The organism is Acinetobacter wuhouensis, from assembly GCF_001696605.3.
GTDB classification, from domain to species: Bacteria; Pseudomonadota; Gammaproteobacteria; order Pseudomonadales; family Moraxellaceae; genus Acinetobacter; species Acinetobacter wuhouensis.
Genome location: NZ_CP031716.1, coordinates 343,222 through 357,971, shown reverse-complemented (window position 1 = coordinate 357,971; position 14,750 = coordinate 343,222). Strand labels below are relative to the sequence as shown.

Below are 14,750 nucleotides of genomic sequence, written 5' to 3'. Positions count from 1 at the left end.
TCCTCCCTTTATTTTTCGGTCCAATTTGAACTTTGGAATATTTTTGTTGTTTTATAATTTCTCCCTACATTCGGAACAAGAGTAATGATGTTTTTACCGTCAGGATCAACAAAGCCACCTGCTTGTACTTTAACAATCCCATCTTTCTTAGTACCGTCAGTTTCCCTAGTGGTATAGTTCGATGCTAAAGTTAAATCATCACCACACACGCCATACGGTAAACACAAGCGCTTCACCATGCTTGAACCAGTGATCCCCCCCGTACATGCATCAGGTTGTTGAGTTGAACTATCATTAGGGTTGTATAAAGATACATAAAAATCTGAAAATTTTGCGGTATTAGCCACTACCAGATAACCATTTAATGCTTTAACCGTACCTGTATTTGCCGTTTCATTCATTGTTCCTGTGGTTTTACGTAATACATAATACCAACCCTTTTTGGTATTAGCGGTTAATTGCCCAACATTAGTTGTAGCGATATCTGCCCAATTTAATAAATCACTCTCAGCAACATCACTGGTTTTAGTAAAACTTGAATTAAATAAATTAGTAGAATTAAGATCATAATCATAAAGTGCATAGATGCGGTTATCAGCACCATTTGTAACATTCAATGGATTACTTCTATTTCCAGAAGCAAGACTAATTACACCAAAACGGCTACCATTGTTATCATATACACTCAGGGCTGGCATCTCATAAAACTTCTGATTCGAGGCAGAAAAATCAGCCAAGCGATTCACTCGACCATAATTCGTTGTAGCTGTTCCATAAGCATTGTTTAAATCTACTCGAAAAACCTGACCACCAAGATCACCAAAATAAAGATTATCCACTAAACCATCTGCATCTCGATCAAATGCTTTAATTTGACTGACTACGCTATATTTTAAATTCGAATTTTTAACATCAGTAGTGGCTACACTGTTTGTCCCTGCTCTTGCATTCCACAATAAAGCCCCAGTAGTTGCATCAAAAATATAAACACCAGCTCCCGCATTAGGACTTGATGCTGTCACGGCTGTTGGTTGATAACTTGAACCCTCATAGGCTGGATCATATCCCCCCCCAACAATCATGACTTTTTTAACTGAATTACCAAAACGAATTTTTGCGAGCGTTGGTTTTGACCAACTTTGCCCCATTGTTGAAATTGCTGGATTGGCCGCTGTTGCATTCACTGTTGCATTTGCACTTTTGACTTTCCCTGTAGAAGGGTCAATTTGAAATAAAAATTCTGGATCTGTTGGGTCTTTTACATTTAATCCATAATAACTTTTCCCACCCATCCGCATACCACCATAAACATTGGCTGTAGTTGCTAGGAATTTTTTGGATGTGTTGTTCACTTGATACTCAACCCAAGATGCCCAAGGTGCGTCGATACCATAATAAGGATTTGTGGTATTGACTTGAGAGTTTGAAATATCTAATAGAGCATCTCGACGGTTTTGATCTTGCAAAATTTCATTGGGTAAAAAAGAAAATACCTCTTTTCCAGTACTCTGATCAACCATATGCAATAAGCCTTGCAAAGTACCAACAATAATATAATCTTTACGATTTGTAGTTGAATCTGTATTCGCCAGAATAGCGCCCGTCGTAGCATCATACTTTGCTTCCAATGTCACCAGTAATGGATCTGAATGAATAACTCCTCCCATTTGTTGCATAACATTGAGATTTTTTACTTTATCAACTGAGTCCCAAATATAATTACTGGTTAAACCATTTAAATAACTTAAATCCAATTTAAACCCTAGGGCACTCAACAAATAGGGCTGATATGAATTCCTACGCCACCCTGTAATTGTCGTATTGGTTATTGGTAACACTGCTGTTGCTGTTAGAACATTTGTAGTATTCAAAGCAGTTAGGCTTGCCCCACCAACAACATTATTCGCTGTAGTACCAGTTGTTGGAATAGTTGCATCTATATATAGTGGACGAGTTTTTATACTTGTACTTGCAGTAACTGTATTTAATAAGGCAGGATTTGCATTTGGTAGCGTCAAACCAGAAAGCAAACCTCCTTCCAAAGCTGACTTTCCATCTTTTGTAGACGTATCCGCATCTGCATTCCAATAGTCACGTGTATTCGCAATTACTGAACCTGCAGAATTTAATACGGTCGCACCATTTTTATCAACAATCACTCCAGATGAGTTCAATGTGTATTTTTTTAAATTCCCCACCCAGAGTTGTTGTGTTGATTGCACAGTTCCGCCACTACCTGAAATTTTCGGCTGGAATTGTGGTGCTAGAACAGCATTGTAAGATGATGTTGTCGCCAAAGGATCAGCAGGTACAACATAAGTACCAAAACTTGCTGCGTCAAATGACCCAGCATCAATATCTTTTACAAACTTTAATAATGCATCTTGAACTTTTTCACCAGTATTAGCAAAAGTATATCCTCCAATTGGCTTACTTGTTCCATATGTATCACCTTGACCAACTTTATCACCTAACATTTTTAAAGCATCAGCATTTAAAGTATTAGAATAAGGACTCGTATCTGACGTTCCATTTTTTTTATCATTTGGCAACACGCACGATACATTACGACCAGTAGAATCAGTTTGGCAAGTTTCACCAGCCGCCTTAGCAAATAATGGACCATACCCCACTGTTGATAAATAAATTCTCTTTTTAGATGTTCTAGAAGCATTGGACGATGCTCTAACTAGATTTGCAATACATGACCAACCACTGCGATCTTGATAGCCTGAAACAGTTCCACTTGAACTAATTGGTGTTGTTGAACTTGGCGACAATGCCATTTGGAAAAACTCACCATTAGAAGTCGCAGTACCACGAGCATTACTGTAATTATAATAAACTGCAGGTACATCTGTGTCAGCACATGTAATATCTGCTTCACTTTTATTAGGAATATTCGCATTACCCAAAGTATTCTTTAATAGCAGTTGACTCTGCTCAGCAGGCACACCTGATGGAGCACCATCTGTTAAGAAAAATACCCCTTGTGTAGAACACTGTTTATCAGATTCACTGCTTAATGATTCAATTGGTGCAATATACTTATTATTCTGTATCACACCTGTCACTGCTAAATCCATCCCTTGTAGATTTAACTGATAACCATTTGTCAAATTCGTTACAGAATTAGGACTATCTGTTCGACTACCAAGTAAATATGCATAGGTATCAGCAAATAATGTAGCAGTTGGTGTACTTGAGTCTGCAGATAGTGCATTAATTTGATTAATTAAATACTGTCTTTGGGTAATTGTACCAACTAATGTATCCAATCTTTGAGCTTGAACAGCTATTCTAGAACGCCTACCTCGATTATCCGAACCACTACTACCTTTATCGCCTGCAAACTTAGACAGACCTATATAAGCTCTATCTGGTATTTTATAACTACCATCAACATTTCTAGCATTTAAAGCATATACAAGTGAGCTTTTTAAAGCACTTAATCTAGAAGTAGCTGCATTATTATAACTTGCATCATTAATTGCCATACTAAAAGAATTATCAATAGCCAACATAATGATGGGATAACTTGTCGCAGTTGGATTTTGATAAATCTGCACATCACTGGCATGAGTTACTGATGTAAGTAAACTACTTGTCAGCATTGCTGATATTGCAAGAACCAAACCTTTTCTTTTTAAGGTGGTCATTTTGTTATTTCTTAAAAATGTATCCATTTTAATCACCTAAATGTATTGAGTTTGATATCAAGGAGTAATGCTTTGAAATGTATTCAATGAAAAATCTTGTATTTGAGTATTGTAAGGAACACCTAAACTCTGCAGACAATTTGATACTGTTGTTGCTGTACCCGACAAAGGCGTCTCATTTGGTCTCTTTAAACAATTACTAACTTGTGTCGCAGTCACCCCTGATGGAACTAAGTTTGGTAATATTGAGGTGACATACACGCGTATTTTTTTTGCTTGCTCAGTGTCAAGCTTACCTAAACTATCCAAATCACTTCCCAAGGTGACAAATTGCAATGGTTTGTTTGTGGTGTTCATCACTGGATTTACGGCAATCGCAACTTGGGTAAGCTGTGCTTTCCTTTTACTTGCATAATCATTTGAAGCGCTTAGATCACAAAAACCAGAAACACCATCTACTGAAATATCACTATTTGAATCATTCCATTGCAATAAACTGGTATTCCCCACAGAAAAAGTTGAATTGGCATTTACTTGACTACGAAAGCAAAAAACAACCTCACTCCCTTGTTTTTGCAAAGCATATCCAAGCAAACTTGTAGGATTACCACTTGTTTGCGCAAATCCACTTCCACCTATCCGATAAAGAACAGCATCCGAAGATTGCATTAATAATTGTTGTGCTTGACTATTTGTTGCTATATTTAAACTCGTTAAACTTTGTCGAATTGCCATTGTCCCGATAATAGTTATGACCAATAACAGTAGCAATACCACGATTAATGTTGACCCTTTTTGTTTTTTCATCACATCACCGCCGCATCAGTAGAGATTAAAGCATTACGCAAGGCTATGGTTTGTGTAACTACACGACGTAAGTATTTAGGAGGTGTACCAGTTGGGACTTTAACATTCACAGTTTGATCTAAGACATTGAAGGTTTGAGAGTCTGAAATTAAAGTACGTTCTTTTACACTTTCACTTGAACGGATTAGCATACCGATCTGCACTGCATTCACGCGTGGACGTGGATTCTGATTAAGTGCTAAATAAGTATTAATCGGTATATATCTTAAATCCCCACTATTATTGTCATTTGATATACCAAGTAAGAAATGCAAATGGTCAACACGACGTATTAATATTTCCCCACCAGTAGTTCCAAATACAGTGGTCGAGGAAATTGGATTTTTCAAAATATTTGTAGCTGTGTCACCAACATAGGAACCCGCTTCACATGCAAGTGCCAATGCAGCATTGGGTTCATTAGATGCACTATTAGAATCTGTTCTTAAGAAAAATCTTTCCACAATATAACGATTTGCAGTATAAGCATTTCCCTCACAATCGATTCCAGCTTGATCTGCATAGAACTGCACAACTAGCTGATCACTTCCTTGATCTGTTGTGTTAATTTTGACATTACTACTTCCTGTTGCAAAAGTGGTCAGTGGTACTTGTACTGCTACTGGTGGCGTTGCACCACTCTTAATATTCATATTTACAGAAATATTTGCATCCGTAAAAGTCGTTGCTGATGTAGGACGGCTAGGAGTGAAGCGTGATGTAAGCACGATACCGCCATTTGCTAGGCGATCATTTACAATATTTACATTTCCATAATTTGCTTTTCGAATATCATTTGAAATATAGCGTAACCCAAAATTTCCACTGTCTTGTAAATCCGCCATGCCCCTTTGTAGATTCACAGAAGCTTGACCTGTAATAAAAAGTTGTATCGCGGCAGCAGTAATAATTAGGCCTAAAACTATAGCCACCATCAGTTCAATTAAAGTGAACCCTTTTTGTCCAGAAATTATGTTTATTTTCATTTTAATATAATTCCATAACAATACATTTAGATTGTGGAAGATACGCACTACCATTCGTACATGCTTGTGCATCAGTAGAGCTATTTATTGCTTTTGTTTCACCCCAAGCCACATATACGCAATGACGTGCTTGCACATCTACTGCTGTCTCTTTCCCTTCATCATCCAATTCTTTTGCAACTTGGCAGTTAAGCAAACTAATCACCATACCCTTTGAATTTGCTTGAGAGACGATCTTGGCTGTATCATAATCAGCCATCTGAGTTGCAGTCGTGCATGGGTTAGTTGCTGTTGTTTGAATACATTCAGGATTTGCTGTACTACTTTGTGTCGTTGCAGATAGATTTGAAATATATGTACCCAGTCCATTACGATTTGCTCTAATTCTCTCGGCTACATCTCTTGCTAAATTCATTGCTTCAACTTTTGCCATTGCCTCATCTGTTGCATCGACAGCTCTTAATTGTAAGGCGGCAAAACCCAATACACCTATCGCCAAAAGCACTAAGGCAACCAGAACTTCCATCATCCCCACACCTTGTTGTTTTTTCATTAGCAAGTTCCTTCATTTTTATTATAAATACTGCCCATGCGAGTTAATGCAAATACTCTGGTCGTTCCTGTTTTTGAATTACAAATAATAAAATCTACACTAGTATCCATTCCCGATGAAATACTCCCATCTCTAGCAAAAACGATCTCTGTAATAACCGAAGGAGACGTTATGCTATTATTATCAGCAAGTTGCCAATAATAATTTAGATCATTTTCTGTTCCAGTAGATAGGTGAACCGTCGTATTTTGTCTCAATAAAACAGCTTGACTACGTGCTTTAGATAAAGTCGAAATTAAGTCTTGTGTATTTGAATTTAATTTTTGTTTCGCCAATATTTTTGAAAAAGAAGGCGCTGCAATCATTGTAATAACTGCCATAACCAGAATAGTGACCATCAATTCAACTAGCGTAAACCCCTCATTTTTCATTTTCATTGTGTCTTCCTGAGCACAAGCTTCTGCTACGATATTTTAGTAGTTTTATTTAATTGTAATTTTAAGTAAATCTTATGCAAATCCAATTCAATGCAGATAAATGGCATAAAAAAACCGACAACTGATCTAAAGTTATCGGCTTAAAAATTAAATAGATGACTATTTTTGAGTAACTGGAATTCTCAACTCTTTAGGTAGACTAAATGTAATATTTTCCTCACGACCATTTAGTTCTTGCGGTGCAGTCGCGCCCCAATCTTGTAGACGTTGAATTACCTGTTTAATCAAAATTTCAGGCGCAGAAGCACCAGCAGTAACACCTATCTTATCTTGTGCACTAAACCATTCTTGCTTTAACTCATCGGCATTATCAACCAGATAAGCATGTTTACCCATACGCTCCGCCAACTCACGTAAGCGATTCGAGTTAGAAGAATTTGGGGAACCAACCACTAAAACCACATCACATTGGGTTGCCAAATCACGAACAGCATCTTGACGATTTTGCGTTGCATAACAAATGTCATCTTTACGAGGACCTTGAATTTGAGGGAATTTTGTACGTAAAGCATCGATTACTTTGGCAGTGTCATCGATAGATAATGTTGTCTGAGTAACGAAAGCCAATTTTTCAGGGTGACTCACTGCTAAAGCAGCGACATCTTCTTCATCTTCAACCAGATAAATTTCACCACCGCTCTTTTTGTCATACTGCCCCATGGTTCCTTCAACTTCAGGGTGACCTTCATGACCAATCAAAATCGCTTCAGTTCCTTCACGCGCATATTTCGTCACTTCAATATGCACTTTGGTCACCAAAGGACAAGTTGCATCAAATACTTTTAAACCACGACGTTCAGCTTCTTGTTGAACTGCTTTAGATACACCATGCGCACTAAAAATCACGATATTATCATCTGGCACTTCATCCAACTCATCCACGAAAATTGCGCCACGTTGACGTAAATCATCCACGACAAACTTGTTGTGTACCACTTCATGGCGTACATAAATTGGAGGATTAAAACATTCAAGTGCACGATTGACGATGGCAATTGCACGATCTACACCTGCACAAAATCCACGTGGATTAGCCAAAACAATTTCCATAGATTCCTCAACGCTCACTTCAATGGTTGGACAAATTTTATCGTTAAAATGCAAACAATGTGTAAAAACAGTTTTGTTTGTGTGCACTCTACTCTAAAATAGAGAAGATATTTTATCATATCAGGAAAAATATCATGTCGGGTCTATTGTTTGTCGTTTCTGCGGCTTCAGGAACAGGCAAAACATCTCTCGTAAAAGCATTACTTGAACGTGTGAGCAATTTACATGTTTCAGTTTCTCATACGACTCGTGGTCAACGACCAGGTGAACTCGACGGTGTTCATTACCATTTTACCAGTAAAGAAAATTTTCTTGATCAAGTGAATCAAGACGGTTTTATCGAATATGCTGAAGTATTTGGTAACTATTATGGTACTGCTCAAGCTACTGTAAAAGACCAATTGGCAAAAGGTCACGACGTTTTATTGGAAATTGACTGGCAAGGTGCTGAACAGGTTCGCAAACTTTTTCCTGAGTCTAAACAAATCTTTATTCTTCCCCCTACACAGTTTGATTTGCGTCAACGTCTTTCAAATCGTGGCACAGACTCTGTGGAAGTGATCGAGCATCGTCTAAGCTGTGCTGTTGAAGATATGCAACAGTATGTTAATTTTGAATACATTATTATCAATGATGATTTCAATAAAGCATTACATGATCTTGAGTCTGTGATCAATGCAAATCGCTTAAAACTCAGTCAGCAAGCTAATCGTCATCAATCGCTTATTACCAAATTGATTACGCCACAATCGTAACGATTTGTTGATTGGAAACCGTCTATAATTTTTAATAGATGATTTTAAATAAGCATCGATTAAAACTTGAGTCTGTAGTCAAAGCATTTTATACTGCATAGTCTATTTAAAAAATTTGTATTCAAACGAGAATTCTTATGGCACGCGTAACCGTTGAAGATTGTTTAGACCATGTAGACAACCGCTTTGAGCTTGTACTAGTGGCAAGCAAACGCGCGCGTCAATTGGCACGTCAAGGTATCGAACCGACTGTAGAGTGGGATAACGACAAACCGACTGTTGTTGCATTACGTGAAATTGCAATTGGTCATGTAACGAAAGATATCTTGAAGCAACGTGATCAAGATTATCAAACATCAAGTCTTGATCTTGCATTGTCTGCAAACAATCTTAATCTTGAAGGTTTCTCTTTCCAATAAGTTGAACTTTCTAAAAAAGCCTAGTTTTGATACTAGGCTTTTTTATTGCATATTTATATTATTTATTTTGCCAACTCATCGACAAAACTCAAAATATTTGTTAAAAAAAATAGATATTTTTAATGTCAAGAAATTGACAAGAGACGCAATATGCTTTTCATTAGAGCATTAGGAAAAAATAGTTCAAATTTGTAATTTAAGATAGGTGTTCTATGCCAGGCCAAGCGGTCAGCCAAGCTAAACAACAGCTCAATATTATTATCGACGCATATTTAAAACCAAGTGATGTCGAGCGAGTACTTGTGGCTTGTGATTATGCTGATATTGCGCATGATGGCATTACACGTAAAAGTGGCGAACCCTATATTCTGCATCCAATTGCGGTCAGTTGTATCCTTGCACATATGCGTATGGATGCAGAAACCCTCATGGCAGCCTTACTGCATGATGTCATTGAGGATACAGATTTTACCAAAGAAGACATTACTGAAAAATTTGGGAAAGTCGTCGCCGAACTGGTCGATGGCGTGACTAAACTCAGCCATTCCAGCGATAAAGAATATAATAAAGCTGCTTCTTTCCGTAAAATTCTCCAAGCTACCCTACAAGATCCTCGCGTTATTATTATCAAACTTGCTGATCGTTATCATAATATGACGACCTTAGGTGCATTACGCCCCGATAAGCGTGCGCGTATTGCTCAAGAAACCTTTGATATTTTCGTTCCAATGGCGCGTCTGGTTGGTATGAATGAGATGGCAGATAACTTAGAACATCTGTGTTATCAAAATCTTGATTTAGACATGTATAACGATGTTCAAGAAAATCTACTAAAGACCAAACCTGAACGATGTAAATATCAATCTGTTTGGGAACAAAATCTTGCGGATCTACTCAATAACTATAATATTGTTGGTCGTATTAAAAAGAAAAATAACAATATCGAATTACTCCGTCACTTTGTCAAAAATGAAATCGACCTACAAGAGCTTACACATAGCCATGCCTTTGAAATTATTTTACAAAGTATTGCCGATTGTGATCGCTTAGTCGAAGCTCTACGTGAAAATTTCCAAGTACTGAGTTATGAAGATCATATTCGTCGCCCTTTGCCTGGTGGCAACCAATCTTTAATGATTCGCCTAAAAGGTGAAAAAACAACGCTGTCACTCACCATTCAAACAGAACTAATGCGTAAAGCCGCGCGTTTTGGTGTAGTTCTTGGTGAAAATGCACCTCAAGCTTGTCGCTCTGCAATCCAAGCCTCGATGAAGAATCTAGACATCTTGGTAGGTGGTGATTGTGCAAAAACCACATTTAGTGATCTACTTGATTATTTACATCAAGAAAAAATTTGGGTGTATACCCCACATGGTCAGCTGCATGAACTACCTCAAGGTGCGACTGCTGTCGATTTTGCTTATTCAGCCAGTCTATTTTTAGGTAACCATGCGGTTGGTGCAAAGATCAATGGTGAAGTGAAACCATTGTCAACACCACTGGTCAGCGGTCAAGTCGTCGAAGTCATTACCGATGTATTGGCGACTCCAAACCCTGATTGGCTCAGTTTTATCAATACACAAAAAGCCCGTCGTGCGATTCAAAACATTCTGCGTGACCAAGATATTGATGAACAACGTTTAGTTGGACAACAAGCCTTAGATCGCGCTTTAAAACTCTTTAATCGCTCGACCAAAGATTTGTCTGAAGCGGATTGGATTGATTTATTGCAATGGCGCCATGTACAAGACAAAGATACCTTATTTGAACAAATTGCGGTTGGTGATTTACTACCACAATTGGTGGCGAATCATTTATTTGCACAATCACAAAATGCTGATGAAGCCGCTTCAGAACGCTTAATTCAAGGGACAGATGGGGTCGATGTGAAATATGCACATTGCTGTAATCCTGTACTCGGTGATCCAATTCAAGGGCATTTATCACGACGTGGTTTAATCGTACATCGTGAACGTTGTCATAACCTATTGCATGAACAACATTTGCACCCTGAAAATATCATGTTGTTACATTGGACCTCTGAACAAGAAGATGATGTCAACTTCAATGCTTACTTAAGTATTGATTTAGTGCTGAATGATGAGCAAATTTCTGAATTGATCTATTTGTGCCGCAAAGCCAAAACTGGTGTTGAATCTGTTCGTTCCCATGAAGGCAAAACTTATGTCAATATCGTGGTGAATAATCGTAAGCAAATTGCACAAATCATTCGTGAATTACGCATGCAATTCGGTTTCCCTCGCATCAGTCGTCTTGCAATGCCACCAACAATTAATGAACCCATCAAAGCAAAAGCGTGCTAAGTTAGAGCTTGAGCATTTTTCAACTGAATCATGCCACTTTCAAGTATACCGTTCATTCATATCAGATGAATTGAGTTGAAATTAAGGAGAAATCGATGTCCCGCCAAGTAATCCATACTGAAAATGCCCCTGCTGCTATTGGAACCTATTCTCAAGCGATTTTAGTTGACAATACCTTGTACCTTTCAGGGCAAATTGGTTTAGACCCATACAGCATGGAGTTGGTAGAAGGCATTGAAGCGCAAATCCGCCGTGTGTTTGATAATTTAAAAGCGGTTTGTGAAGCGGCTGGTGGTTCATTGGCAGATATTGCTAAACTCAATATTTTCCTCACAGATTTATCTAACTTCCAACTCGTCAACCAAATCATGGGCGAATATTTTGCACAGCCTTATCCAGCGCGTGCAGCTCTCGGTGTAGCGGCTTTACCTAAGAGTGCATTGGTTGAAATGGATGGCGTCGTCATTATTTCCAAGTAAAACCAAAAGCACTTAAGCTAATAATTTATAACAAGTTAAAAATACCACCGATTGTGTGGTATTTTTTTATTCAAAAAGCCAATCAAGATAAGTGTATTTTTAAATGAATTTCATTGACAAGTGATAATAATTATCAATAATATTAGTTATCGCATTTAACCCTTGGGTTGAGTTTTTATGTACGTTTGTTTATGTCGTGGTATTACAGATCAAGATATTAAAGATGCTATGGCAAATGGTGCAGAAAGCTATCGTGAAGTTCGTGATCTTTTAGATCTTGGTACATGTTGTGGTCGTTGTGCGCCTGAGGCAAAAAGCATCATTAATGAAGAACTTAGTCTGATCGCAGCACGAATTTCTGTGGCGGCTTAAATTTACTCAGCTTTCACTCGAACTCATCGTTAAGTGTGCGATTTGAATACAAAACCTAATTTAAAATCATAAATTTAGCCAACGAATAATAATGACATTTCTCCAATGATCTTCGGATCATATTCCTCACCCGCCTCGACTCAAGGCGGGTTATTTTTATATAAGCAGTTCCACAAAACACAGTTCTATTGTTTTTGATTGCGATTTTCATTTGCCGTTCCATAAATTACTCGAAACAAGCTAAAATTTTGATTAATATAAAACATATCAGATTGCCTTAATTTTTAATTGATCTTAAGGCAGAAATTTAGAATGGAGCTTTGACCATGAAAGGCAATCGTGAAGTCATCAATCAACTTAACCAAGTGCTTTATCACCACTTAACCGCAATCAATCAATATTTTTTGCACTCACGTATGTTTAATGACTGGGGAATTGAACAACTCGGTTCAGCAGAATACAAAGAATCTATTCGCCAAATGAAACATGCGGATAAAATCATTGAACGTATTCTTTTCCTCGAAGGCTTACCAAATCTTCAACATCTTGGAAAGCTTTATATCGGTCAACATACCGTTGAAGTATTGAACTGCGATGTACGCAAAGTTAAAGAGAATATTGAAGCACTTAAATCAGCAGTTGCTCTCGCAGAGACTCATTTAGATTATGTGACTCGTGACTTGGTTCAAGAGATTTTAGAAAAAGAAGAAGAATACTGGGATTGGACAACAACTCAACTCGATCTTTCAGAAAGTGTGGGTATTGAGAATTACATTCAAAGTCAAATGTAAGCTGAAAATCATTGTAGATATAAAAAATCTCCTACATTATGCTCAACACCAGTCAGTTAAGGATTCTTTAATCCTCCCCAACCCTCCTTTTTCAAAGGAGGGAGCTTTTCATTACTAAAATTATTTTAGTTACAAGAAGTTTCCCCTCTTTTAAAAAGAGGGGCTAGGGGAGATTTTAGAAATTTATGCAATAATTTTGCTTAACTAACCAACATTAAACATTCGGCTGAAGATTTTTTATGCGCTCGATTATTATAGTTTGACTATAGAACTCGGTAATAAATCTTGATAGCGCTTATCTTGCCTATGCAAGGTTTTTAAAATCCACAGCTGATGTTCAGCTTCAGCTTTTTTACCATTAAATGCGAGTACCTGAGCATATTTATTGATGTCATAAGCCGATGCTAAATTTGCCACCATACGCCCGATATATTGCAATTGTTGATCTGACATTTTTGTATACGGATTTAAACCAATCCACCAAACACGTTCTTTAAATTGTGTCAGGACATAGATTTCCTGATCCATGACTTCTTTTTGTGAAGCGGTGAGTGTTTTCTTTGAGACAAAAACAGATTGTTGGCGATAAATAATATAATCACGATAAATCACACCAACGAGCATCACACCAATAATCATCACAGTAACAATCACCGATGACTTTAATTTTACCGTTGGTAATTGTGGGTACTGCGCTTGGATCATCCCGAGTAAAAAACCCAATGGCAATAAAAAGTATGCATAATGAATTGGATATTCTAATAATGCATGAATCAAGATCGCACACACCATTAAACTAGCAGCGATCGAAACAGGTTCTCGGATACCTTTATTGAGCCAATACAACCAACAAACCACATAAAGGATGATCACTCCACCAATCGGAATACCATTCCATAATAGGAGATCCAGAATTATATTGTGTGCAGTTTTATACCACTCATGTGATGGATATAGATCAAATGCTGCGATTTGTGCCATCCCTGTTTGGTTCCAACCATAACCAAACCAAGGATGTTGTCCTATTGCGATTAAAGCTTGATTCCACATATCCAGACGCAGATAACCAGAAGATGCTCTTTCAACTACAGATGACGTATACATCACTTTATGCTCAGTAGCCGAAGCAATAAACTGATTTAGCATCGGTAAACAAGAAATAATGATGATAAAGACAGTAACCCATGCCAATAATTTTAGAAAACTTAAACGTTTACTTTTCCCAAATTGTTTAATGCTTAGATAAATAAGAGTGAATAGGCAAACCACCCAAGCTGTACGAGATTGGGTTAATCCTATTGTGAATAAAAATATAAATGTTGCAGGAACTAAAACCAACCTAGGTAGTATTTTCTTTTCATAGAAATATAAACAAGCAAATACACCCATGCATATAAAGGTTGCTAAATTATTCGGTTGAGCAAAATTGGCATATGGTCGGTTATGATTTAAAACATTCGCAAATGGGCTTAAATAACGTTCTATATCTAACCACTGAAAGATTGCAATTACACTTGAAAGCACTGCACCGGTAAAAACCACCAAACAGAATATTTTAAAAACTTGTTCTCTTTGCCCTTTTTCACCTATTGCTAAGTTATATCCCACACTGACCATCAACCAAAACATCGCAATGTATGCTGTACACAGTAACGCATTACTCAAATAGAGAATTTGTCCGAACGCAAATTGTAGTAATGGAATAGCAAGGATCGGTAATGCCACCACTTGTGGTCGTGGTATTTTTAGGTCTTGATTGATAAATGCTGAGAGCAATGCAATAGCTGATAGGAATGTTAGTAGCTCGCTACCAAAAGTTGTCCATGGTATTTTATGGATCGGGAGTAACCATGCCAGTAATAAAAATATGGCTGAAAGAATGTATGGGATGGCTTTCATATTAAATAGCAAAATTTAAGAATGATGAATTATAACATTTTTGAAAATTTAGCTAATCCTAAATCTACTTCCCCCTCAAAATATAGTGGAGCTAAGATATTCATGACTTAATACATGTGA

The 14,750-nt window shown here is 37.4% G+C and carries 13 protein-coding genes; 6 read left to right on the top strand and 7 right to left on the bottom strand.

The genetic code is table 11. The features are described from left to right. Positions 1–8 precede the first annotated feature (8 nt). The 6 genes from BEN71_RS02340 to ispH all read right to left on the bottom strand — a co-directional run bounded on the left by BEN71_RS02340 (position 9) and on the right by ispH (position 7,591). Entirely contained in the window at positions 9–3,686 is a 3,678-nt protein-coding gene (locus BEN71_RS02340) for a pilus assembly protein (protein ID WP_086322676.1), read from the bottom strand. Between the two features lie 30 nt (positions 3,687–3,716). After that, positions 3,717–4,466 (bottom strand): PilX N-terminal domain-containing pilus assembly protein, encoded by a 750-nt coding sequence (locus tag BEN71_RS02335; protein ID WP_068973812.1) that lies wholly within the window; start codon positions 4,464–4,466, stop codon positions 3,717–3,719. Further along, the gene (locus tag BEN71_RS02330) at positions 4,466–5,491 is read right to left on the bottom strand and encodes a PilW family protein (RefSeq protein ID WP_068973813.1); all 1,026 of its coding nucleotides are present in this window, start codon (positions 5,489–5,491) and stop codon (positions 4,466–4,468) included. The genes BEN71_RS02335 and BEN71_RS02330 overlap by 1 nt, the downstream gene beginning before the upstream one ends. A gap of 1 nt (position 5,492) precedes the next feature. Continuing rightward, a complete protein-coding gene (gene pilV / locus BEN71_RS02325) occupies positions 5,493–6,044 on the bottom strand; it encodes a type IV pilus modification protein PilV (protein WP_068973814.1) in 552 nt (183 codons plus the stop codon). Continuing rightward, the gene (locus BEN71_RS02320) at positions 6,044–6,481 is read right to left on the bottom strand and encodes a GspH/FimT family pseudopilin (protein WP_068973815.1); all 438 of its coding nucleotides are present in this window, start codon (positions 6,479–6,481) and stop codon (positions 6,044–6,046) included. The genes pilV and BEN71_RS02320 overlap by 1 nt, the downstream gene beginning before the upstream one ends. A 159-nt stretch (positions 6,482–6,640) precedes the next feature. Then, a complete protein-coding gene (gene ispH / locus BEN71_RS02315) occupies positions 6,641–7,591 on the bottom strand; it encodes a 4-hydroxy-3-methylbut-2-enyl diphosphate reductase (protein WP_068973816.1) in 951 nt (316 codons plus the stop codon). 134 nt (positions 7,592–7,725) lie between these two features. On the opposite strand from ispH, the gene gmk reads away from it, so the two are divergent. The 6 genes from gmk to bfr all read left to right on the top strand — a co-directional run bounded on the left by gmk (position 7,726) and on the right by bfr (position 12,731). Then, positions 7,726–8,346, top strand: coding sequence for a guanylate kinase (gene gmk / locus BEN71_RS02310; protein WP_068973817.1), 621 nt, complete (start codon positions 7,726–7,728; stop codon positions 8,344–8,346). A gap of 137 nt (positions 8,347–8,483) precedes the next feature. Next, complete coding sequence (rpoZ, locus tag BEN71_RS02305; protein ID WP_004718302.1) at positions 8,484–8,765, top strand: DNA-directed RNA polymerase subunit omega; 282 nt, start codon at positions 8,484–8,486, stop codon at positions 8,763–8,765. Between the two features lie 212 nt (positions 8,766–8,977). Then, positions 8,978–11,089 carry a RelA/SpoT family protein gene (locus tag BEN71_RS02300; RefSeq protein ID WP_068973818.1) on the top strand — a complete coding sequence of 704 codons (2,112 nt, stop codon included), beginning with the start codon at positions 8,978–8,980 and terminating at the stop codon, positions 11,087–11,089. Between the two features lie 95 nt (positions 11,090–11,184). Beyond that, positions 11,185–11,568: a RidA family protein gene (locus tag BEN71_RS02295; protein WP_068973819.1), complete on the top strand. Its 384-nt coding sequence runs from the start codon at positions 11,185–11,187 to the stop codon at positions 11,566–11,568. A gap of 177 nt (positions 11,569–11,745) precedes the next feature. After that, positions 11,746–11,940 (top strand): bacterioferritin-associated ferredoxin, encoded by a 195-nt coding sequence (locus BEN71_RS02290; RefSeq protein WP_068973820.1) that lies wholly within the window; start codon positions 11,746–11,748, stop codon positions 11,938–11,940. A gap of 326 nt (positions 11,941–12,266) precedes the next feature. Then, positions 12,267–12,731 carry a heteropolymeric bacterioferritin subunit Bfr gene (gene bfr, locus BEN71_RS02285; RefSeq protein WP_068973821.1) on the top strand — a complete coding sequence of 155 codons (465 nt, stop codon included), beginning with the start codon at positions 12,267–12,269 and terminating at the stop codon, positions 12,729–12,731. Between the two features lie 252 nt (positions 12,732–12,983). On the opposite strand, the gene BEN71_RS02280 is transcribed toward bfr, so the two are convergent. Further along, complete coding sequence (locus tag BEN71_RS02280) at positions 12,984–14,630, bottom strand: O-antigen ligase family protein (protein WP_068973822.1); 1,647 nt, start codon at positions 14,628–14,630, stop codon at positions 12,984–12,986. Between the last annotated feature and the right edge of the window lie 120 nt (positions 14,631–14,750).

Bases quoted from the DNA above. Each gene is read 5' to 3' on its own strand.
- BEN71_RS02340 (WP_086322676.1), bottom strand. From the start codon at position 3,686: ATGGATACATTTTTAAGAAATAACAAAATGACCACCTTAAAAAGAAAA.
- BEN71_RS02335 (WP_068973812.1), bottom strand. From the start codon at position 4,466: ATGAAAAAACAAAAAGGGTCAACATTAATCGTGGTATTGCTACTGTTA.
- BEN71_RS02330 (WP_068973813.1), bottom strand. From the start codon at position 5,491: ATGAAAATAAACATAATTTCTGGACAAAAAGGGTTCACTTTAATTGAA.
- pilV (WP_068973814.1), bottom strand. From the start codon at position 6,044: ATGAAAAAACAACAAGGTGTGGGGATGATGGAAGTTCTGGTTGCCTTA.
- BEN71_RS02320 (WP_068973815.1), bottom strand. From the start codon at position 6,481: ATGAAAATGAAAAATGAGGGGTTTACGCTAGTTGAATTGATGGTCACT.
- ispH (WP_068973816.1), bottom strand. From the start codon at position 7,591: ATGGAAATTGTTTTGGCTAATCCACGTGGATTTTGTGCAGGTGTAGAT.
- gmk (WP_068973817.1), top strand. From the start codon at position 7,726: ATGTCGGGTCTATTGTTTGTCGTTTCTGCGGCTTCAGGAACAGGCAAA.
- rpoZ (WP_004718302.1), top strand. From the start codon at position 8,484: ATGGCACGCGTAACCGTTGAAGATTGTTTAGACCATGTAGACAACCGC.
- BEN71_RS02300 (WP_068973818.1), top strand. From the start codon at position 8,978: ATGCCAGGCCAAGCGGTCAGCCAAGCTAAACAACAGCTCAATATTATT.
- BEN71_RS02295 (WP_068973819.1), top strand. From the start codon at position 11,185: ATGTCCCGCCAAGTAATCCATACTGAAAATGCCCCTGCTGCTATTGGA.
- BEN71_RS02290 (WP_068973820.1), top strand. From the start codon at position 11,746: ATGTACGTTTGTTTATGTCGTGGTATTACAGATCAAGATATTAAAGAT.
- bfr (WP_068973821.1), top strand. From the start codon at position 12,267: ATGAAAGGCAATCGTGAAGTCATCAATCAACTTAACCAAGTGCTTTAT.
- BEN71_RS02280 (WP_068973822.1), bottom strand. From the start codon at position 14,630: ATGAAAGCCATCCCATACATTCTTTCAGCCATATTTTTATTACTGGCA.